Source organism: Sphingomonas sp. ABOLE, assembly GCF_003950455.1.
GTDB lineage: Bacteria > Pseudomonadota > Alphaproteobacteria > Sphingomonadales > Sphingomonadaceae > Sphingomonas > Sphingomonas trueperi.
This window is the reverse complement of the sequence record NZ_QQWY01000031.1, coordinates 38,138-59,854: the sequence shown is the minus strand read 5'-3', so window position 1 is coordinate 59,854 and position 21,717 is coordinate 38,138. Positions and strand designations below refer to the sequence as shown.

Sequence of the window (21,717 nt, the reverse complement as noted above, 5' to 3'; positions counted from 1 at the left end):
GTTGAAGATCAACCCGATCCGGACGCCTTGCGACCGCTGCGCGCCGTCAACTCCCTACTTGCCGCGTGACGTTCGCTATCCGTTCGCCCTTTCCGTGCAGATACGTCACTTTCGTGTAGTCACCCCTGGTAGCGGAGCTTGGCCTGGGGCGCGATGGCGCGGGTGCCCGCCAGCCGCACGCCATAGCTCTGGTTGGATAGGCGGAAGCCCTGCACTTCGGCCTCGTCCTGGTCGACCAGGTAGGCGAAGCCGGTGAGCAGGCCCAGCGGCGTCGCGGCACCGAGATTGGCGAAGACGTTGTGGCCGCCCACCCCGCGCTGCCGCACGCCGCGCCCCTCGGTCCCCCAGATGGTGCGGACGTCCCAGGCATAGGTGAGGTCGAGCTTCACGCCCTTTACCGGCACGATCTCGGTGCGGACGGCATCGAAGGTCTGGGCATTGTTGCGGATCTGCGCCGCCCCGACGAAACGCTCGTCGTCGAGCCCGATCCGCTGGCGGCCGGCGGTGACGGTCAGCGGCGCCGAGCGATATTGCAGCTGCGCGCGGTAGATCGCCACATTCTCGGGATCGCCGATCGTCGGCCGATTGGCCGGACCGTGCAGACCGTCATAATAATTGCCCACGACCGCAAGGTTCCCCTGCGCCTCGCCGAGCGCGACCCAGTGGCCGTGGGTCAGCTCGGCACCGGCACGGACGCGGATCGTCACGGCATCGGAGGCATTGGCGAACTCGGCCTGGTCGAGATGCTCGTAGCGCGTCCGCGCCTCGACGAGCGGCTTGATCGCGACCTCTTGGGCACAGGCCGGCCCGGCGGCGACCAGAGCAGCAGCAGTGGTAGTCCAGAAACGCATAGGCCCTCTTTCCGCGAAGCGGCGGCGCTATCGCTCCTGCCCGCTGGCTCCCAGTTACAAAGTTTGTCCGGCCTCGCGGCCGACACTAGTCCCGCCACTATTCTAGAGCGGTCGGCGGCAAATGGGGTTCGCAGGGGCGCGATAAGTACCGGGAGCGCGCGTGCAAGATCGAAGACGGCAAGGCCGGTGCCGGTCGCGCCACCGACATCCCTTTCTTTTCGACAATGCCGTGAGCGCATATGACGCGGCGACCACGCCCCGGGACGTGCAGATGGGCAAGACGATCAGCGCCTATCTCGCCAATTTCGTCAGGCAGGGTGACCCCAACGGCGGCGCCCTGCCGGCCCGGCCGCGCTTCACGGCGAAGGACGACGTGATCTTCGACTTCACTGCGGGCGGCAAGGCGCCAAGGGCGCGCGTGATTGTCACTCGCAACAGGAACATGTTGCTATTGCAGCCGCTTAGGCTTCAACTGCCACCAAGCTGGAGCATGCCCCATGTCGATTTTGGACCAGGCTATCGCCGCCATCACGCCGCCCGAAAGCGAACAGGATCGCCGCGAGGCGACCGCCAAGGCCGAAGCACTCGCGCGGCCCGGCGACTGGCTGTCGCAGATCCTCGGCCATCACCGCGAGATCGAGGCGCAATTCGAGCGGCTCCGCACGGCCGCCCCCGCCGAGCGAACAGCCGAGCAGAAGCGGCTGGGCCTGCTGCTCACCGCCCATTCGATCGCCGAGGAAGTGTCGGTCTACCCGGCGCTCGCCGCCGATCACCAGGTCGGCCATGCCGAACTCGCCTATCAGGAACAGTCCGCCGCCAAGATGGAGCTGGGGCTGCTCGAGCGGCTCGACCCCGCCAGCCAGGATTATCACGACAAGCTCGAGCACATCCGCGGCGCGGTGCTCCACCACATCTATTCGGAAGAAGGCACCTGGTATCCCAAGCTGATCGAGTCTGCCGGTCCGGCCGATCAGGCGCGTGCTACCGCGCGCTATGGCGAGGAATATGCGCGCTACATGGGGCAGGATAGCCAGCTCTTCACGCGCTGATACCCGGCCGGGGGACGGTAGATGCCGCCCCCGGAACGGATCGCCGGTTCCGGCGGTTCTGCCCCTTGTTCCGGATCGGCAACAAGGGGAATGGAATGCGCGGGCGGTGGTCTTCGGCGGTGCTGCTGCTCGCACTCGCCGCCTGTTCGGGCAAGCAGGGGGGCGGTGCGCCGCCGCATGCCAAGGACCGGATCGAGGTCAAGCCCGAACTGTCCACCCTCGCCCTGCCGCTGCAAGCCGATCTCGACGATCTCGCCGCCACGCTGGAACGCGCCGTGCCGCGCCAGCTCTGGGCGATCGACAAGCCCGACCAGCCCTGCGTACGCCCCAAGAAGCTCGACCTCGGCATCGCCAAGGTGAAGACGCCGACGATCAAGTGCCGCATCGTCGGCGAGGTCACGCGCGGGCGGATGACAATCGGTGGCCAGGGCCAGGTGATCCGGCTGGCGATGCCGCTCCACGCGGTGGTGCGCGCCGAGGATATCGGCGGGGTGCTCAAGCGCGAGACCGCGACGGCCGATGCGATGGCGCACGCCGTCGTCACGCTGTCGCTCGGGCCCGACTGGAATCCGCGCGGCAAGATCGACATCGACTATGACTGGGCCGATGTCCCCCATGTCGACATTCTCGGCCAGCGCATCGAGTTCACCGACAAGGCCGACCGGAAGCTGGCGCCGGTGATCGCCAAGCTGGAGCGCGAGCTGCCGGGCGAGCTGCAGAAGCTCGGCGTCCGCCAGAAGATCGACGAGGCGTGGCGTTCCGCCTTCACCACCCTGTCGCTCAACCGCGAGAACCCGCCGGTGTGGATGCGGGTGACGCCCAAGCAATTGCACTATGGCGGCTATGCCATCACCGGCAAGCGGCTGGAGCTGCGGCTGGGCATGGAAGCGATCACCGAGACCTTTGTCGGCCCGAAGCCCGCCGATCCGGCCCCCACCCCGCTGCCGCCGCTGCAGCCGCTGCAGGGCGAAACCGGCAAGGTCTCGCTGTTCCTGCCGGTGATCGCCGATTATCGCGAGCTGGAGCCGGTGCTGATGAAGGCGCTGGTCAAGCGCCAGGCCCGGCCGTTCGACGTGCCCGGCGTGGGCCCGGTGCGGGCCCGGTTCGAGAAGGCGACGATCTACGGCACCAAGGGCGGGCAGATGGCGGTGGGCCTGCTGTTCTCGGCCGAGGACGTGGCAGGCAATATCGGCCGGACGCGGGGCACGGTGTGGCTCACCGCCACGCCGGTCAACCTGCCCAACTCGCGCAAGGTCGACTTCCAGAATCTCGGCGTCAGCGGCACCACCGACATGACCGGCGGCGACCTCATCCTCCAGCTGATGAACGCGCCGGGGATGAGCGGCTTCATCGCCGCCGCGCTCAGCCAGAATTTCGAGCGCGATTATGGCGAGCTGCTCGGCAAGGTCAGCCGCGCGATCTCCAGCCGGCGCGAGGGCGTGCTGCGGATCGACGCCAAGCTGGAGCGCACCCGCACCGGCACGCTCCAGGCCTCTGGACAGGGGCTGTACCTGCCGGTCTGGGCCGAGGGCACCGCGACGGTGCGCCTCGCCAGCCCGAGCTCAGGCGGAGAGAAACACCACGCCCGGTAGCGCCACGCCCTTGGCGGCGGCGCCGAGCTTGCCGTCCGCGCCGATCGCCAGCCGGGCGATGTTGCCCGAGCGCTCGTTGGCGACGAGCATCTCGCGCGCGCCTTCGCGGAGCAAGAACAGCCGCGGCCAATGCCCGCCGCAGCCGGCATGCTGGAGCGGGGTCAGCCCGCCGTCGCGCTCGATCGCGAACACCGCGATGCTGTCGTGCCCGCGGTTGGAGATGTAGAGCCGCGTGCCGGCGGCATTCACCGCGATATGCGCGGCAGCGGAAGCGCCGGTGAAGCCCTTGGGCAGCGTCGGGAGCGTCGCCAGCGCGGTGAAGCGGCCATCGGGCAGCGCGCGCAGCACCGTCACCGTGTTGGCGAGCTCGGTGACCAGATAGGCGATCGGCAGCTTGGGATGGCGGGCGAGATGGCGCGGCCCAGCGCCCGCTTCGGTGCGATAGGCGATGCTGGTGTCGACCGCGCCGCCCGCGCCCAGTCGGTGCAGGAACACCGCGTCGGCGCCAAGATCGACCGAATGGAGCTGGTTGCCGCCGGAGAAGCCCACCCAATGCGCGTGCGGGCCGGCCTGGCGTTCGCGATTGGGGCCGCTGCCCGCGTGCTGGATGCGGCGCGCCTCGCCGACCAAGCGGCCGGTGCGATCGAGCTCGAACAGCGCGACCGAACCGGACGAGTAGTTGGCGACCGCGAGGTGTCGGCTATCGGCCGAAAGCGCGGCATGGCACGGGTCTGCGCCCAGCGTCGAGGCGGTGCCCAGCTTGGCGAGACCGGCCGTATAGACGCCCACCGCGCCCTGGGTCTGCTCGTCGAGCAGATAGCGCATGCCTGTCGTCGCCGAGCGGATGCCGAAGGACGCATTACGGATCGTCGCGACCGGCGTGCCGAGCCGCCAGCCCTGCGCGCCGTGCGTCAGCGGCACCAGCCCGGGTCCGCCCTCGTTGACATAGGTGCCGGCGATCAGGCCGCCGGTCGTGCGGGCGAGCAGCGCCGTCGGGCAGGCACCGAGCGCCACGGTGGCGCCGACCAGCGCGCGGCGCGTCAGCGGGAATGCGGAGATAGTCATATCCTATTGAAGCCTTTCGGTTTCTTGCCGTCAACGCTGAACCTTCGCCGATCTCGCGCGCTGAACCCGATGCAACAGGGAGCAGCGCCATGACCGACATACCCAGCCGCCGCGATCTTCTGAAGGGTGCCGCCGCCGCCGGTGCCGCTACTGCCGCCGGCCCCGCCTTCGCGCAAGCCGCGAACGGTGGACCGGCCCCCGATCCGCAGACCAAATATACCGACAAGCCCTTTCCCGAGCAGCGGCAGAAATGGCCGGCGCTCCAGCGCGAGATGAATCCCGTGCCCGATTGCGGCGAGCGCAGCTATCGCGGCTCGGGCAAGTTGACCGGCCGCAAGGCACTGGTGACCGGCGGGGATTCGGGCATCGGCCGCGCCGCCGCCATCGCCTTCGCGCGCGAAGGGGCCGATGTCGCAATCAACTATTTCCCGACCGAGGAGCCGGACGCGCAGGACGTCGCCAAGCTGCTCCGAGCCGAGGGCCGCAAGGTGGTGCTGCTGCCGGGCGACCTGACCGACCAGGGCTTCTGCGTCGATCTGGTGAGCCGCGCGCACCGCCAGTTGGGCGGGCTCGACATCCTGGTCAATAACGCCGCCTATCAGCAATCGAAGGCGTCGATCGACGAGATCAGCTTCGAGCAGTTCGACCGGACGCTGAAGACCAATCTCTACGCGATGTTCTGGATCACCAAGACCGCGCTGCCGCTGATGAAGCCGGGTTCGGCGATCATCAACACCGCTTCGGTCAACTCGGTCGATCCGGGCAAGGAACTGCTCGATTACGCCACCACCAAGGGCGGCATCGCGATCTTCACCAAGGGGCTGGCCAAGCAGGTCGCCAAGAAGGGCATCCGCGTGAACGCCGTGGCACCCGGACCGATCTGGACGCCGCTGCAGGTCGCGGGCGGCCAGCTGCCGGGCAAATTGGGCGAGTTCGGGCAGGACACGCCGCTCGGCCGCGCGGGCCAGCCGGCGGAGCTGGCGCCGCTCTACGTGGCGCTCGCCTCGAACGAGCTCAGCTACACCGATGGCAGCATCTTCGGCGCGAACGGCGGCACCGGCGCGATCTGACGCGGCGGTGCCGCGCGGGTCACTTCGGCATGTGGCCTAGCCGGAAGCTGATCGGCGCATCCTGCGCGGAGCAGGCAACGCCGTCTTCCGGCCGGTAGCTGCTGGTGTAGCGCAGGCCCTTCGCCATGTTGGTCGCGGCGTCGTCGAACACGAAGGCGGGGTAGGAACTCACCACCCGCGGCGCGATCGTCTTGCCGTCGGTGGCGACGTCGAACTCGGTGCGGACCCAGCCTTCGAAGCCCAGGCGCTGGGCCGTATCGGGGAAGGCATTGCTGAGGTCGCCGGTGCTGCGGACGGCGGGCTTGAGTCCCAGCAGCGCACATTGGCGGCTGGTGAGGCCGGTCTGCTCGAAGGCGCGCTGGGCAGCGGCGAGATCGCCGTTCTTCGCCGCGAGGTTCGCGCGCTGGAGCAGCGCCGCCACCTTGAGCGGGTGGCGTTCGGGCAAGCCTGGCGCCGCGACCACCGCTGCCAGCAGCGCGTCGGCATCGGACGGCGCGGACGTGCGGAAGCCGGGCATGGAGATCAGCAGGCGCAGCGTCGCCGCCGCCAGGGGATCGTTCTGGAATTCGGGCCGTGCCAGCAGGGCGCGTCGCGCCGACGTGCGCCCGCGATGACCGGCAGCCAGGTCACTTTTCTGCAGTTCCAGATAGGCGCGTGCCGCGGGCGGCGCGCCGAGCGCTTCGCCCCATGCGGCTGCCTCGACCGCGAACGTCTTCCGCTCGGCTTCGGGCACCACGCTGTTTTCGACCAGCGCGAGCGCGGCCGCGATCATGCCGGGGCGGTCGTCCTTCGAACGCGCAGCGGCGAGCGCGGCGCGTTCGAGCGGTGCCGCCTTGGCATCGGGCAGCGCCTTCCAGCCGGCATCCGCGACGCCTTTGCTCTCCAGCCACGCCTCGGCGGCGGCGGCGAGCGGCTGGCTGAGGTCGGGACGCTCGCCGGCATTGGTGCAGCGCATCTCGATGCGGGTGGTCAGGCGGAACAGCAGCGGAATGGCGCGGGCTTCTTCGGGCGCCCAGGACCAGCCGCTCACTTCGCGGGCAAAGGCGATCGCGGCGGTGCGACCGGCCGGCGCATAGATCGGCAGCACGCCGGCGACATGCCCGTCCTCGGCGAGCGAGAACTGGATGATCGCCATGTCGTCGGGCTTGAGCCCGGTTTCCGGGCCGCAGGCGGGCAGCGTCATGTCGCGGGCACGCTCGAAGGGCGACTTCTCGAAGCGTCCGGCACCGGTATAGGCGAGGTAGTTGCGGGCCGACTCCGCATCATGATTGAGCCAGGCAGCGATCGCCAGGTCCGAACGCGTCGCCAGGTCGGAAACGCCGACCTTCATCGTCAGGCCGCCCTGCTTGCGCAGGCTGTCCTTGAGTTCGGCATAGGCCTCGGGGACACGGCCGGCATTGAGCAGCGCGCGGGCATATTGGGTCTGCACCGCCGCCCGCGCCTTCTTGTCGAAGCTCGCATCGGCCAGCGCGATGCTCCGCGCTTCGGTCGCGTAGCGCAGCGCCTCGCCGTCCTGGTCGAACATCGTCACCTGGCTGAGCGCCATCAGCGGCTTGATTCGCTCGGCGCCGGCGGAAGAATCCAGCGCCAGCCGGTATTCGGCGGCGGCACCGGCATAGTCGAAGCGCAGCATCGCCACCTGGCCGAGCGCGAGGTGCGCCTGGCGGACCTCCTCGGCGAAACCCGCGCCCTTCGTGGCGAGTACCGGCAAGCCCCGGCGGATCGCCGCTTCGCCTTCATCGCCACGTTCGAGCTGCGCCAGGCAATAGCCCTTGCGCACGTCCACCGCCGCGCGGACGGTGGGGTTGGCCATCGCCTTGGCGTTTTTCTCGATTTCCTCGAACGTCTTCACGGCGTCCGCGCACTGGCCTTCGGCGCCTGCCTTGGTCGCCTGGTCGAACAGTTGCTGCAGCGTGGGTGCGGCGCTTGCCGCCTGCTGCCCGCCGGCCAGCAAAAGCGCGAGAATCAGCGAAGCCATTATGCTACCCCTCCCCCAAAGGAAGTGCCTTCCAATCATGATATGGCGGGATTGTCGAGCAAGATGCGTATATTGATCCAGCAACTTGGCAGGATCGCGTGCTTGCCGCTTCTATTCGGTGCTGCACCGTCTCCCGCAGGACCAGCCGAAAGCATTCTGCTGTTCGTCGCCTCCTGGTGCGCACCCTGCCACGGCGAACTGGCCCGGCTCGACGCGATCGGTCGCGGAGCGCAACCCTATCGCGTCCTCGTCGTCCCGTTCGACGACAGCCGCGCGACCCGCACGATGCTGGAGCGGGTGCCGCCCCCGCAACGCTGGCAGCCCGATCGCGCCACGCAGCGCCGTCTCGCCGCCGAAGTCGCGCGGCGCAGCGCCGGGCTGCCGTTCAGCCTCGCGCTCGATCGCGATGCGCAGATCTGCGCCGCGCACGCCGAGGCGCTCGACGCCGCGAGCGCCGCGGCGATGGTTGCCGCCTGCCGCCGCTAACCTCCGGTTAACCATAACCGCGAGCCGTCGATTAACCTTATCCCCTTAATAACCAAGACATTCCCAGATCGCGATCGAAGGAGCGGGGGGCGTGTCAAGCGTAACGAAACGAGCCTTGGCGGCAGGTGCCGCTATGGCGATGGCCATGCTGGCCGCTTGCGATGGCGGCGGCGGTGGCGGATCCACCGGCGGGCTGGTGTCCGCCCCTCCCAGCCCTGCACCGGCACCCGTCGCCGCGACGGCGCTCGACGATTCGGTCCGGCTCGCCCAGCAGGCGAGCTTCGGCCCGACGGTCGCGCTGGTCGACCGCATCCGCGCCCTCGGCGTGAACGGCTGGCTGGACGAGCAATTCGACGCCACGGGAAGCACCTATAGCGATCTTGCCGTCGACGTCCGCGCCGATTCCTGCGCCTCGGGCGACACCGCCTGCTCGACCCAGCGCTTCACCCGCACGCCGGTGGCGATGCGCTTCTATGCCGATGCGATCACCGCGCCCGACCAGCTGCGCCAGCGCGTCGCGTTCGCGCTGTCGCAGATGATCGTCGCGTCGGAAGCGGGGGTGCGCTCGACCGCAGGTATCGCCGCGTTCAACCAGCTGTTCCTTTCCAACGCCTTCGGCAATTATCGCGACCTGCTGCTCGGGGTGACGCTCAACGCCTATATGGGCGACTATCTCGACATGGCGGACAGCCGGAAAGGCACGCCCTCCGAGAATTACGCCCGCGAGTTCCTCCAGCTGTTCACCATGGGCCCGGACCAGCTCGGCATGGACGGCACCATCCAGCGCGACGCGAGCGGCGGCCCGATCCCCAACTATACTGCCGACGACATCCGCGACATCGCCCGCGCACTCACCGGCTGGACCTATGCCCGGGTCGGCAGCGCCGCGGCGAACGACGGCCAGGCGGTCGCCTATGCCCAGCCGATGATCCCGGCGCCGGCCCGCTATGACAGCGCGGAGAAACGCTTCCTCGGCACGGTTGTGCCCGCGGGTGCCACGCAGCAGGCGAGCGTGACGGCGGTGGTCGACGCCGCATTCAACCATGCCTCCACCCCGCCTTTCGTCGCGCGGCACCTGATCACCCATCTCGTCACGCCCAACCCCTCGCCTGCCTATATCGGCCGGGTCGCGGCGGTGTTCGCCAACAATGGCAGCGGCGTGCGCGGCGACCTCAAGGCGGTGGTCCGCGCGATCCTCACCGATGCCGAAGCGCGCGGGCCACAGCTCTCTACGCCGGGCAAGCTCAAGGAGCCGGTGCTGGCGATGACCAGCCTCGCCCGCGCGATCGGCTTCACCACCGACGGCTATGTCTTCCAGGTTCGCGACGCCACCTTCGGCCAGCCGGTGATGCGCGCGCCCTCGGTGTTCAACTTCTACCCGGACGATTTCCCATTGCCCGGCAGCGCGACGCTGCGCAGCCCCGCCTCCAAGCTGCTGACCAGCGCCAACCAGCTGCGGCTGCACAATCTGGTCTATGACTGGACGGTAAATGGCGATGCCGGTCGCGGTGAATATGCCGCGGCGGCAACCATCTCCGGCACGTCCGGCACCGCCCCGGTCTGGGCGGATTGGGAAGCGATCGGCGACAATGTCGACGCGATGGTCGACCGCATCGACCTGCTGCTGTTCGCCAAGGGTCTGAGCAAGACCCAGCGCGACGCGCTGAAGGCGGCGGGGACGGCGATCACCAACGTCGATCCCAAGCTGCAGGCCCGCAAGCGGGCACAGATCATGCTCTACATCGCGGCGACCAGCCCGATGTTCCTGGTCGATCGCTGAGGAATTTACCGATGACGCTTTCCCGTCGCGATTTCGTTCGCCTCACCGCCGGCACCGGCGCGCTCGCCGCACTGGGCCAGTTCGGCCGCACCGCCGCCATCGCCGCACCCACCGGCAGCTACCGCGCCATGGTCGGCATCTTCCTGTTCGGCGGCAATGACGGCTGGAACATGGTGATCCCCACCGATGCCCGGCACGCCACCTATCTGGCCTCGCGGGGCAGCGTCGGCATTCAGCGCACAGCGCTGACTCCGCTGACCAACAGCGCCTATGCGCTCCACCCCGCCATGGCGGCGCTGCGCCCGGTGTGGGACGAAGGCGCGCTGGGGCTGGTGCTCAACGCCGGCACGCTGTTCGCGCCGCTGACCAAGGCGACCTACCAGTCGCGCACCGATCTGCGCCCCGCCAATCTGATGAGCCACGCCGACGAGCAGGACCATTGGCAGGGCCTGCGTGCGAAAGAGACTAGCCGCGACGGCTTCCTCGGCCGCATCGCCGACAAGATGCCAGCGGGCTCGCTGCCGCCGGTGATGTCGCTGGCGGGATCTACCGTGGCGGTGCTCGGCCGCCAGACCACCCCGCTGATCCTGCCGAGCACCGGCGGCCTGCCCGCCCGCAGCGGCTTCACCGCCGGCAGCAGCGCCAAGAACAGCGCCATCACCGCGCTCGGCAGCAACGGCGACGGCAGCGCGATCCTTGACGGTGTCGCCCAGACGCTGACGCGCAACTATGAGCAGGCCGCGACGGCCAACAGCATCCTGGTCGGCACCGCGCCCACCGATGCCTATTTCGTCAATCCGACGACCGGCGCGGCGCTGACCAGCGATGTCGCCCGGCAGCTGATGGTCGTCGCGCGGATGATCGCGGCGCGCGGCACGCTGGGCCATACCCGGCAGAATTTCCTCGTCAGCCAGGGCGGCTACGACACCCATGCCGGCCAGGTGGGCGGCGGCACCAATGCAACCGGATTCCATGCCAACCTGCTCGGCGACCTCGCCAACGCCATGGCCGGCTTCCACAAGGCGATGGGCTCGCTGGGGCTGGCGGGCAACGTCACCAGCTTCACGATGAGCGACTTCGGCCGCACCTATCTCGGCAATGGCCAGAACGGCACCGACCATGCCTGGGGCAGCAACCATCTGGTGATGGGCGGCGACGTCGCCCCCGGCGCGGTGCTCGGCAGCTATCCCGACCCGGTGCTGGGCGGCGCGGACGACATCACCAAGGAGGGGCGTTTCGTGCCCGGCGTGGCGCAGGAGGAATATCTCGGCGCGATCGCCCGCTGGCACGGCGTCGCCGATGCCGACCTGCCTTACGTCTTCCCCAACTGGTCGACCTGGAGCAGCGCCGGGCGCGGGCCGCTGGCGCTGTTCAAGCCCTGAGACGCGCGAGGCCCGCACCGGCATCCAATGCCCGTCATCCCGGCGGAAGCCGGGATCCATTGGGGTCACCGTTTTCAGGCGTCGCGGAGCGTTACCGCTCCTCGTCCGGGTACGGCCCCTTGCCGCCTTCCTGGATGAACTGGTCGGTGCGCTGGTCGATCACGGTCAGCGGCACCGATCCGAGCTGCAGCATCGCATCGTGCCAGGCGCGGATGTTGAACTTCGGGCCGAGCGCCTTTTCGGCGCGGGCGCGGGCGTCGAGGAAGGCCAGCTCGCCCATGTAATAGCTCAGCGCCTGCCCCGGCCAGGCGATGTAGCGATCGACTTCGGTCTCGATCTCATGGTTGCTGAGCGCGGTGTTGTCGCGCAGGAAGGCCTGGGCCTGTTCGCGGGTCCAGCCCATCGCGTGGATGCCGGTATCGACCACCAGCCGCGCCGCGCGCCACATCTGGTAGCTGAGCATGCCGAACTGATCGTAGGGCGTCTCGTACATCCCCATCTCGACGCCGAGCTTCTCCGAATAGAGCGCCCAGCCCTCGCCATAGGCAGAGAGATAGGTGTCGCGGCGGAAGGGCGGCAGCGCCTTGTTCTCGCTGGCGAGCGGCATCTGGAAGGCATGGCCCGGCGCGCTTTCGTGCAGGGTCAGCGCGGTGAGCTGGTAGAAGGGCCGCGACTTGAGGTCATAGGTGTTGACCAGATAGACGCCAGGGCCCCCGCGCCCGCCGGTGTAGAAGGGGGCAAGGTCGTCGGGCACCGGAATGATCGCGAAGCGGCGGCGCGGCAGACGGCCGAAATATTGCCCGGCTTTGCCGTCAAACTGCTTGGCCGCCCAGGCGGCGTGGTAGAGCAATTCGCGCGGGGTCTTGGCGTAGAATTGCGGATCGGTGCGGAGGAAGTTGAGGAAGGCCGGCAGGTCGCCGTCGAACTTGGCCTCGGCCTTCACCGTCAGCATCTCGGCGCGGATCTTCGCCACCTCGCGCAGGCCGACGGCGTGGACCTGCTCGGCGGTCATGTCGCGGGTCACATATTCGCGGATCTTCGAGCGGTAATAGGCCTGGCCGTCGGGCAGCGTGGTTGCCGCAAGCTCGGTGCGGGCGCCGGGGATGTACTCGGTGCGCAGGAAGGTCAGCAGCTTCTGGTGTGCGGGCACCACCGCCTCGCGGATCGCCGCCGCGCCCTCGCGTCGCAATTCGGCCTGCACTGTCGCGGGGATAGCGCCGGGGAACTTCTTGAACGGCGTGTAGAACAGGTTGTCCTCGAGCGGCGCCTCGACCACCTGCGCCACGCCGATGTCGCGGCCGGTCAGCGTCACCTTGGGGGGCGTGAAACCGCGCGCCAGGCCCGCGCGCATATTGACGATGTTCTGGTCGAAATAGCGCGGCATGTCGCGCAGGGTCTTGATGTACGCGCGGTACTGGTCCTCGCGGACGAACGCGTCGCGCGCCGATCCGGCGATGTCGCTCCAGAAGCTGCTGTCCGAATTGAGCGGCTTCTCATAGTCGCGGAAGCGCTGGGCGGCGAGCAGCGCGTCGATCTGGCCCTTGTAGACGAGATAGTCGATCCGCCCCTTGGCGCTCAGCTTCGCCGGATCGATCGCGGCGAGCGCCTGCGCGGTCGCGGTCCAGCGCGCCAGCCGTGCGGCCTGGGCGGCGGGGCCGACATCGGGCAGACCGCCCTTGGCCGCGGGATTGTCCTCGCCGGGGCCCTGCTGCTCGACCCGCCACTTATACTCGCTGTCGATCAGTGCCTTGAGCCGGGCGTCGGCGCTCACCGGCTTGGGCGCGGGTACCGCGGCGGTGGCGAGCAGGGCGGCGGTGAGGAGGAGGATGGGCTTCATGACGTAAGGCTCGCTTCCAGCGCTAGAATGTCGGCATAGAGCTTGTCGGGGATGCGCACCCCCTCGGCAAGGCTGCGGGTGCGGGCGGCATAGCGGCGCGACGAGGGCAGCCGCGCGCCCTGCGCCTCGATGCTCTCGAACATCGCCTCGGCGCGCGCGAGATGCTCGAGCACCGCATCGCCGAGGAAGCCGGCCGGATCGATCGCGACGATCAGCTCGCCGCCGAGCGGCGAGGCCCCTGCCCCGCCGTCCGCCGCGATCGATTCCGCGCTGGTCATGTCGCCGATCAGCGGCCCGGCGACCAATTCGACCATCGCGGCGAGCGCCGATCCCTTGTGGCCGCCGAAGGTGCGCATCGCGCCGTCGAGGATCGCGGCCGGATCGCTGGTCGGGCGCCCCTCGGCGTCGATGCCCCAGTCCTCGGGCACGGCCTTGCCGGCGCGGCGGTGCAGCTCGATCTCGCCGCGCGCGACCATGCTGGTGGCGAAGTCGAAGACGAAGGGCGGCGCAGGCGCCGGGCGCGGCCAGCCGAACGCGATCGGGTTGGTGCCGAACACCGGGCGTATGCCCCCGGCGGGTGCCACCCAGGCATGGCTGGGGGTGAAGGCCAGCGCGACCAGTCCCTCTTCCGCCAGCGCCTCCACCTCGGGCCAGAGCGCAGCGAAATGGACGACATTGTTGAGCGCCAGCGCCGCGATGCCGCAGGCGCGCGCCTTGGCTATGAGCACCGGCTTGCCGACCTCGAACGCCAGCTGCGCGAACCCGCCCTTGCCGTCGACCCGCGCGAGCGCGCGTGCCGGCTCGGACAGCAGCGGCACCGCATCGCGCACCACCTTGCCCTTGGCGATGGTGTTGGCGGCGACGAGCAGCCGGTAGATGCCGTGCGAGGCGCAGCCGTCGCGCTCGCCCGCGACCATCGTCTCGGCCACGGCATCCGCATGGTCCTCGGCCAGGCCCGCGGCGCGCAGCACCCGGCGGGCGAGTGCAAGGACGTCGTCCAGCGTCAGTGCGACGCTGCTCACGGCTTGGCGGTGAGCAGCACGACGCCGAACACGGGGCCGGCGGTGTTGCGATCGTGCGGCACGAAGCGGACGCGGACGCTCTTCTTGCCCTTGGTCAGTGCCTCGGGAAGCTTGTAGGTCACGTCGAAGAACTTGCCCGGCGCATCCGTCTCGCCGAGATGCTGGGTGGCGATCTTCTGGCCATCGACGAGGATGTCGAAGTCACGGTCGCGCTCGCCGCCCCAATAGGTCGCCTGGAGCAGCAGCGGGCCGTCCTTCACCTTCATCGTGAAGTCGAACCAGCTGCCGGTGCGCGCATCGCGCCCCTGCCGCCCGCGATAGGCGACCGGATAGGACGCGCCCTCGGTGCGCAGGTCATGGTCGCGCTCGGGCTGCATCTCGCCCAGATGCATCACGTCGACCGAGCGGGCGGCGACGTCCTTGAGCCGAGCCTGTTCGGCGAGGAAGGCGGCCTCTTCGTCCTTCCACTGCGCCTCGCTGAAGCGCTTGAAATAGACCGCGCTGCGGCGCTCATATTGGCGGTAGAAGGGCACGAAGCGCAGGTCGCCCGGGCGCACCACGCCGCGCGTCTGGAAGATGGCCGGCTCGGCGGTCGGCGCGAAGCTGGCGAGCAGGTCCTGCCCGACCAGCGCGGGATCGGCGCCCGTCCACGGCGTCTCCGCCGCACCAAGGTCCCCCGCCAGCACCATCGGCCCGCGCACCACCGCGACGACGCTGTCGTCGCCCGGCGTGGCTTCGAAGCGGAGGTCCATCGGCAGCGTGATCGCCAACGCGTCGCCCGCCTTCCAGCTCCGCGACACCAAAGCATAGCCGCGCTCGAACCGGGCACCGGCCGGCGCGCCGTTCACCGTCACGATCGCCTTGCCCGCCGCCCAGCCGGGCACGCGCAGCGCCACCATGAAGCGCCCTGCCCGCGCCAGCCTTGCGAGCTTCAGCGTCGCGGTGCCCTCGAACGGATAGGCGGTGTCGAGCACGAACTGCGCGCCCTTCGCCTTCCAGTCGATCGTCGCGGGAATGTAGAGATTGACCAGGAACGCACCCTCGCCTTGCCAGAACGCCGCCTCGCCATGCTTGGCGTGACTCTCCATCCCCGAGCCGACGCAGCACCAAAATTCCTCGGCCTCGGGGCCGGCGAACTCGCGCTTGGTGCCGCTCATCAGCGGGGTCATGTAGGTGAAGCCGCCGGTCCTGGGGTCCTGCTGCGCCATCACATGGTTGAGGTGCGCGCGCTCGTAGAAGTCGAACAGCGCGCCGTCCGGCTGCCAGGCATAGAGATGGCTGGTCAGCTTGAGCATGTTGTAGGTGTTGCAATGCTCGCAGGTCTGCTCGGTGATGTGCTGGGCGATGCTGTCGGGTGCGGCGAAATATTCGCGGTCGGCATTGCCGCCGATGACGTAGCTGTGGTGCTGCGTCACCCGCTCCCAGAAGAAGCGCGCGGCCCGGGCGTCGCTGGCATCGCCGGTCAGCTCGTGGATCCGCGCCAGCCCGATCAGCTTGGGCACCTGGGTGTTGGCGTGGAAATTGGCGAGCTTGTCCTCGCCGGCCTTGAGCGGATCGAGCACGCGATCGTCGTAGAGCCGCTTCGCCACCACCATCCAGCGCGCGTCGCGGGTGCGGGCATAGAGCTCGGCGAAGCTCTCGTTGAGCCCGCCATATTCGCAGCCCAGCATCTGCTGCATCTGCGCGTCGTTGAGCGCGACGAACACCCGCTCGAAATAGCCGGCCAGCCCGAGCGTGACCTGCAGCGCCTGGGCATTGTTCCAGCCGGCATGGACGTCGAGCAGCCCGGCGAACAGCTTGTGCACGGTGTAGAGCGGCGACCAGGAGCCGTTGAGATCGAACCCGCCCGACTTGATCTCGCCGCGCATGATCTCCTGGAAGATCACTTCGCCGTCGCTGATCTTGCCGTCGCGCTTGCGCCCGAGCGCGCCGACATAGCCGGTGCCGCGCTTGGCCTGCGCCTCGGCCAGCTCGGCGACGATATAGTCGGCGCGGTGGCGGAGTTCGCCATCGCCGGTCTGCTGCCAGCTGAGCACCAGCGCCGAGAGATAATGGCCGAGCGTATGGCCGGCGATCGTGTCGCTCTCCCACCCGCCATAGAGTGCGCCCTTGGGCTGCAGCCCGGCATAGAGGCGGAAATTGTGGAGCAGGCGATCGGGATCGAGCCGGAGCAGATAGCGCTGGTTGACCTGGACCGCCGTGGCATAGTCCGAAGGCGCGAGCTTGATCGCGGTGAGCGGCAGCGGGTCCAGCTTCTGCGGCAGCGCGGTCGCATCCGCTGCACGCGCGAATGCCGGCGCCGCGCCTGCGCCCGCCACGAGCAAGGCGCTTCCGGCGCTTGTCAGCATTTCCCGTCGCGTACGCCGCATCGCTCTCTCCCCTCAGTAATCGTATACGATCTACGGAGGCCGTGTCGGCGGGTCAAGCGCTTAGCTGCACGGCATCATATACCGTATAACATTCTTGACCGGATTGCTGCGGCATGGTCTACCCACGCGCAAGGGGGAATAGCGAATGCTCTTACCAGCTCGGCTCGGCAGGAACAGCGCCTTGGCAGCATGGGCGCTGCTCGCGCCTGGCATGGCGGCGGCGCAGACCGATGCGCCGATCGAGGCCCGCTATGCCGCGGCCGATCGCTATCTGGGCGACGGGCTCGCCAAGCTGATCGTCGACCGCAGCCTGCGCGCGGGCTTCACCACCGACAGCGCAGGGATCGTCTATCGCCATGGTCCCGAGGGCGCGCGGATTGTCGCCTATTACGACCTCGCCACCGGCCAGTCGCGCGCGATCGCCCCTGAAGCGGCGCTCGCGGCGGCGCTGGCCAAGGCGCTCGACAAGCCGATCAAGCCGGCCGCGCTGCCGATCGAGGACCCGAAGCTCGAGGGCGGCGCACTGCAGTTCAGCGCGTTCGACAAGCGCTGGACCTGGGCCGCCGACGGCACCCTCACCCCCGCCGCGAAGGGCGCAGCGGACGGCGAGGAGGCGCTCTCGCCCGATGGCCGCTTCCGCATCGTCTCGCGCAACTCCAACCTCTACGCCGTCGAGGTGGCGAGCGGCCGCGAAGTCGCGCTGACCGAGGACGGCACCCGCGACCAGCCCTATGGCCGTGGGATCCCGGTGCTCGCCGACATCCTGGCGCAGGGGACCGAGGATCCGACGATGCCGGTCTCGGTCCGCTGGTCGCCGGACAGCAAGCGAATCCTCACCTGGCGGCTCGACACGCGCGACGTGATCCGGCTGGGGATCGTCCAGGCGACGCCGCCGGGCAGCCTCTACCCGCGCACCTTCCGCTATATCTACCCGCTCGCCGGCGCCGAGAAGCTTCCCCAGGCGACGCGGCTGGTGATCGATGTCGAGCAGGCGCTGCGCCGCCGCAAGGCGCGGCTGGTGCCGCTCGCCATCCCGAGCGAATCGCTGCTCTATCCCTATGATCCGGACATGGCCTGGGTGAACGGCCAGGTCCGCGCGCAATGGACCGAGCGCGGCTACAAGCAGCTCGTCGTCTACAAGGCCGATCCGGAGACCGGCGCCGCAACGGTGGTCGCGCGCGAGGCGCTGACGCCCAGCGTCTCAGTGGTGTCGAGTTCGCTCCAGCCCGCGCCCGAGCTGGGCGGCGAGCTCGTCGTCTCCGAACGCAGCGGCTGGGCGCAGCTCTATCTGGTGCGCCCCGATGCGCCCGACGGCGGCATCCCGCTCACCCGCGGCGAGTGGGAAGTGATCGGGGTCGACCATGTCGATGCGGGAGCGGGCGCCATCCTGGTGCGCGGGGTCGGCCGCGAGCACGATCGCAATCCCTATTACACCGCGCTCTACCGGGTCGGCATCCACGGCGAGCAGCCGCTGCTGCTGACGCCCGAGCCGGTGCAGCACGACGTGCAGGTCGCCCCAGACGGCAAGACCTTCCTCGATGTGCTGTCGACGCCCACGATGCCCAGCCGCACCGTGCTGCGCAGCGCGACCGACGGCCGCATCCTCGCCGAGCTCGGCCATGCTGATCCGACCGCGCTGCTCGCCAGCGGCTATCGCATGCCCGAGCCGTTCCAGGGCGTCGCGGCGGACGGCAGGACGCCGATCTACGGCATGATCTACCGCCCCGCGCGCTTCGATGAGAACCGCCGCTATCCGGTGATCGACAATGTCTATACGGGGCCGACGACCAGCCAGGTGCCGGTCAGCTGGACCGCAACCGTGGGCGCCGCCGGCTCCAGCGTCGCGCAGCTCGGCGCGATCGTGGTGATGATCGACGGGCGCGGCACCTCGCGTCGCGGCCGCGCCTTCCGCATGCGCGCCTATCAAAATCTGGGCGAGGTCGGGCTCGACGACCATATCGCGCTGATCCGCCAGATGGCCGAGCGCTATCCCGAGTTCGACCTGTCGCGTGTCGGCGTGTTCGGTGGGTCGGCGGGCGGCTATGACGCCGCGCGCTTCGTGATCCGCCGGCCCGGTTTCTTCAAGGTCGGGGTCGCTTCCTCGGGCAACCACGACCTCCGGCTCGACAAGGCCTGGTGGCCCGAAACCACCATGGGCGCCGCGAGCCCCAATGACTGGGCGCGCAACTCGAACATGGTCGCCGCGCCCAATCTCGGCAGCCACCTGCTGCTGATGCACGGCGACATCGACGACAATGTCCCGGTGACCGAAAGCTTCCAGCTCGCGACCGCATTGATCTGGGCGGGCCGCGACGTCGACATGGTGGTGCTGCCCAACACCACCCATGCGGTCTACCAGCCCTTCTTCTGGCGCAAGTTCCGCGACTATTTCGTCCAGCACCTGCTCGGCGAGGCGCCCCCCGCCGATATCGGTTTCGACACGCCCGCCTGGCGCGAACAACTGCCGCTGCTGCGTCCCGAGAAATGAGGTCCCCGATGCGTGCCCCCCGCCTGTTCCTCGCCGCCGCCGCGCTCGCCGGGGTGAGCAGCCTGCCCTTCGCCGCCCCGCTGCTCGCGCAGGAGAAGGCGGCGAAACCCGTCTATCCGCCGATCCGGACCACGCCGGTGCGGGTGGGGGCCTTCCTGCTCGAACTGCGTAGCGACACCGGCACGCTGGCGCGGCTATCGCCGGCCGCCGAACCGGGGTTCGACTTCGTGCCCGGCGGCCGTGAAGCGGAGCGGCAGGGCGACGGCTTCAATCATGTCGGCGATCTCAACCTCCGTCTGCGCACCGCGGGCGGGGCATGGCAGGACTTCGCCTCGGCGCGCGCCCGCAAGCCGATCAAGCCCCTCCCCCTCGCCCCCGGCGTGTTCGCCGCGGCGGACATCACCGCGAGCATGGGCGAAGGGCTGCCGCTGCGCATCGAGCGGCGTTGGGTGGATGCGGCGGGGGTGCCGGTGCTGCGCTTCCGCATCGTCAACACCTCCGCCGCGCCGGTAGAGATCGGCGGGCTGGGCATGCCGATGGTGTTCGACAACATCCTGCGCGACCGCACGCTGGAAACCGCGCATGCGCAGGCGAGCTTCGTCGATCCCTATATCGGCCGCGATGCCGGCTATCTCCAGGTCACCCGGCTGAACGGCAAGGGCCCGGCGCTCTTGGTGCTCCCAGACGGCCGCACGCCGCTGGAGAATTATGCGCCGCTCAAGAACCCGAGCGAGCCCGGCGCGATCTTCACCGACAAGAGTCCGCGCAGCCAGGTCTCGGAAGGCTTTTACGACTGGACGGTCGCCTCCAAGGGCTTTGTCGAGCAGGAATGGCGCACGGCGGGCGAACAGTGGAATCCGCCGACCAGCTTCACCCTCGCCCCCGGCGAAAGCCGCACGATCGGCGTGCGGCTGGTGCAGGCGCCGTCGATCCGCGGCATCCAGTCCGCGCTCGTCGCGCAGGGCCGGCCGGTAGCGCTGGGCGTGCCGGGCTATGTCGTGCCGAACGACCTCGAAGCATCGCTCTTCCTGAAATATGCCCAGCCCGTGGCCAAGCTGGACGTCTCCCCCGCCGGGGCGATGACGGTCACCGCGGCAGGCGTCGTGAACGGCTGGCGGCGCTATGCCGTGCGGGGGACCGGCTGGGGCCGCGCGCGCGTCACCATCACCTATGCCGATGGCAGCGTCCAGACGGTGCAGTATTTCGTCACCAAGCCGCTCGAGCAGACCATGGCCGATCTCGGCCGCTTCGCGACAACCAAGCAATGGTTCGACGATCCCAAGGATCCGTTCGGCCGGGGCCCCGCGATCCTCAGCTACGACCATGAAGCGGGCAAGATCCTCACCCAGGAACCGCGTGTCTGGATCGCCGGCATGAGCGACGAGGGCGGCGCCGGCGGCTTTATCGCCGCGATCATGAAGCAGCTCGACAATCCCGACCCGGCCGAGGTCGAGAAGCTGGAGACGCTGGTCGACAAGACGATCTTCGGCAAGCTCCAGGTCGCCGGCGGCGAGCATATCGGCGGGGTCAAGAAGAGCCTGTTCTACTACGACCCTGCCGCCTTTCCCGGCTATTACGACGCGGCTGCGAACTGGAAGACCTGGACGAGCTGGTCGAAGAAGGACGCCGAGGATCTCGGCCGCTCGTTCAACTACCCGCATGTCGCGCTGGGCTATTGGACGCTGTACCGGCTGGCGCGCAACCATCCGGGGCTGGTCACCCATCACGACTGGCGCTGGTATCTCGACCATGCCCGGATGACGATCGTCGCGATGATGCGCGATGCGCCCTATTACACCCAGTTCGGCCAGATGGAGGGCGAGGTCTTCGTCGACATCCTCGAGGATCTCAAGCGCGAGGGGATCGCCGACGGCGCCGCGCAGATCGAGGCGCTGATGAAGAGCCGCGCCGATCACTGGGCGAGCCTCGCCTATCCGTTCGGCAGCGAGATGGCGTGGGATTCGACCGGCCAGCCCGAGGTGTATTCCTGGATGCGCTATTTCGGCCATCCGAAGCAGGCCGCCGAGACGGTGGAAGTGATCCTCGGCTACGACCCGCTGATCCCGCACTGGGGCTATAACGGCAATGCCCGGCGCTATTGGGACTTCCTCTATGGCGGCAAATATCCGCGGATCGAGCGCCAGATCCACCATTATGGCTCGACCAACAACGCGCTGCCGCTGTTCGAAGCCTTCCGCGCCAACCCCGCCGACCTGCACCTGCTGCGCGTCGCCTATGGCGGGCTGATGGGCGGTATCACCAATATCGATCGCGACGGCTTCGGCTCCGCGGCATTCCACAGCTGGCCCGACCGCATGGCATGGGACCCGTACACCGGCGACTATGGCTCGGGCTATTTCGCCCATGCCTATGGCGCTGCGACCTATCTGGTGAAGGACCCGGTGTTCGGCTGGCTCGGCTATGGCGGCAATGTGCGCGTGACCACCAACGCAGTGACGATTGCGCCCAAAGACGGCGCGCGCAGCCGGCTTTTCGTCGCCCCCGCCGGGCTGTGGATCACGCTGGAGGTGGGCAAGATTGCGCAGGCGCGCTATGTGCCCGCTACCGGCGTGATCACGCTCACCCTCGACCCGCGCAGCGCGATGGCGCCGCAGGCGCTGGTGCGGCTGGAAAAGACCACCGCCGGGCGCGGCTACCGCGTCGAAGGCGGCACGCCGGAGCGGGGTGCCACCGCACTGTCGCTCGGCGCGGGACCGACCGAGGTCCGACTGGTACCCCGCGGCTGAG

General features: G+C 69.0%; 14 protein-coding genes. 8 read left to right on the top strand and 6 right to left on the bottom strand.

Annotated elements, in window-relative coordinates; genetic code table 11:
• Positions 1-119: 119 nt before the first annotated feature.
• Positions 120-851 (bottom strand): alginate export family protein, encoded by a 732-nt coding sequence (locus tag CA234_RS17455; protein WP_126002348.1) that lies wholly within the window; start codon positions 849-851, stop codon positions 120-122.
• 497 nt (positions 852-1,348) lie between these two features.
• Here CA234_RS17455 and CA234_RS17445 point away from each other — a divergent pair, with 497 nt between their 5' ends.
• Entirely contained in the window at positions 1,349-1,900 is a 552-nt protein-coding gene (locus CA234_RS17445) for a hemerythrin domain-containing protein (protein ID WP_126002347.1), read from the top strand.
• 95 nt (positions 1,901-1,995) lie between these two features.
• Positions 1,996-3,492, top strand: a complete 1,497-nt coding sequence (locus CA234_RS17440) for a DUF4403 family protein (protein ID WP_126002346.1) — start codon at positions 1,996-1,998, stop codon at positions 3,490-3,492.
• Here CA234_RS17440 and CA234_RS17435 read toward each other — a convergent pair.
• On the bottom strand, positions 3,463-4,557 hold the full coding sequence (locus CA234_RS17435; protein WP_126002345.1) for a lactonase family protein: 1,095 nt from the start codon (positions 4,555-4,557) through the stop codon (positions 3,463-3,465). The genes CA234_RS17440 and CA234_RS17435 overlap by 30 nt on opposite strands.
• A gap of 89 nt (positions 4,558-4,646) precedes the next feature.
• On the opposite strand from CA234_RS17435, the gene CA234_RS17430 reads away from it, so the two are divergent.
• Positions 4,647-5,627 carry an SDR family oxidoreductase gene (locus tag CA234_RS17430; RefSeq protein ID WP_126002344.1) on the top strand — a complete coding sequence of 327 codons (981 nt, stop codon included), beginning with the start codon at positions 4,647-4,649 and terminating at the stop codon, positions 5,625-5,627.
• Positions 5,628-5,646: 19 nt separating this feature from the next.
• On the opposite strand, the gene CA234_RS17425 is transcribed toward CA234_RS17430, so the two are convergent.
• A complete protein-coding gene (locus CA234_RS17425; protein ID WP_126002343.1) occupies positions 5,647-7,605 on the bottom strand; it encodes an energy transducer TonB in 1,959 nt (652 codons plus the stop codon).
• A 102-nt stretch (positions 7,606-7,707) separates the two neighbouring features.
• Here CA234_RS17425 and CA234_RS17420 point away from each other — a divergent pair, with 102 nt between their 5' ends.
• The 3 genes from CA234_RS17420 to CA234_RS17410 all read left to right on the top strand — a co-directional run bounded on the left by CA234_RS17420 (position 7,708) and on the right by CA234_RS17410 (position 11,253).
• Entirely contained in the window at positions 7,708-8,091 is a 384-nt protein-coding gene (locus tag CA234_RS17420) for a hypothetical protein (RefSeq protein WP_126002342.1), read from the top strand.
• A 145-nt stretch (positions 8,092-8,236) separates the two neighbouring features.
• A complete protein-coding gene (locus CA234_RS17415; protein WP_206431232.1) occupies positions 8,237-9,871 on the top strand; it encodes a DUF1800 family protein in 1,635 nt (544 codons plus the stop codon).
• An 11-nt stretch (positions 9,872-9,882) separates the two neighbouring features.
• On the top strand, positions 9,883-11,253 hold the full coding sequence (locus tag CA234_RS17410; protein WP_125976422.1) for a DUF1501 domain-containing protein: 1,371 nt from the start codon (positions 9,883-9,885) through the stop codon (positions 11,251-11,253).
• A gap of 91 nt (positions 11,254-11,344) precedes the next feature.
• Here the strand turns inward: CA234_RS17410 and CA234_RS17405 are convergent, their stop codons facing one another.
• From CA234_RS17405 to CA234_RS17395, 3 genes are read right to left on the bottom strand one after another with little or no spacing between them, the layout of a single operon-like run.
• Complete coding sequence (locus CA234_RS17405) at positions 11,345-13,090, bottom strand: DUF885 family protein (RefSeq protein ID WP_126002340.1); 1,746 nt, start codon at positions 13,088-13,090, stop codon at positions 11,345-11,347.
• On the bottom strand, positions 13,087-14,112 hold the full coding sequence (locus CA234_RS17400) for an Ldh family oxidoreductase (RefSeq protein WP_164521857.1): 1,026 nt from the start codon (positions 14,110-14,112) through the stop codon (positions 13,087-13,089). Before CA234_RS17400 ends, CA234_RS17405 begins: the two co-directional genes overlap by 4 nt.
• The gene (locus tag CA234_RS17395; RefSeq protein ID WP_206431231.1) at positions 14,109-16,481 is read right to left on the bottom strand and encodes a glycoside hydrolase family 127 protein; all 2,373 of its coding nucleotides are present in this window, start codon (positions 16,479-16,481) and stop codon (positions 14,109-14,111) included. The genes CA234_RS17400 and CA234_RS17395 overlap by 4 nt, the downstream gene beginning before the upstream one ends.
• Positions 16,482-16,626: 145 nt before the next feature.
• Here CA234_RS17395 and CA234_RS17390 point away from each other — a divergent pair, with 145 nt between their 5' ends.
• Positions 16,627-18,969 carry a DPP IV N-terminal domain-containing protein gene (locus tag CA234_RS17390; protein ID WP_126002339.1) on the top strand — a complete coding sequence of 781 codons (2,343 nt, stop codon included), beginning with the start codon at positions 16,627-16,629 and terminating at the stop codon, positions 18,967-18,969.
• 8 nt (positions 18,970-18,977) lie between these two features.
• Positions 18,978-21,716, top strand: coding sequence for a DUF5695 domain-containing protein (locus CA234_RS17385; RefSeq protein ID WP_206431230.1), 2,739 nt, complete (start codon positions 18,978-18,980; stop codon positions 21,714-21,716).
• Position 21,717 lies beyond the last annotated feature (1 nt).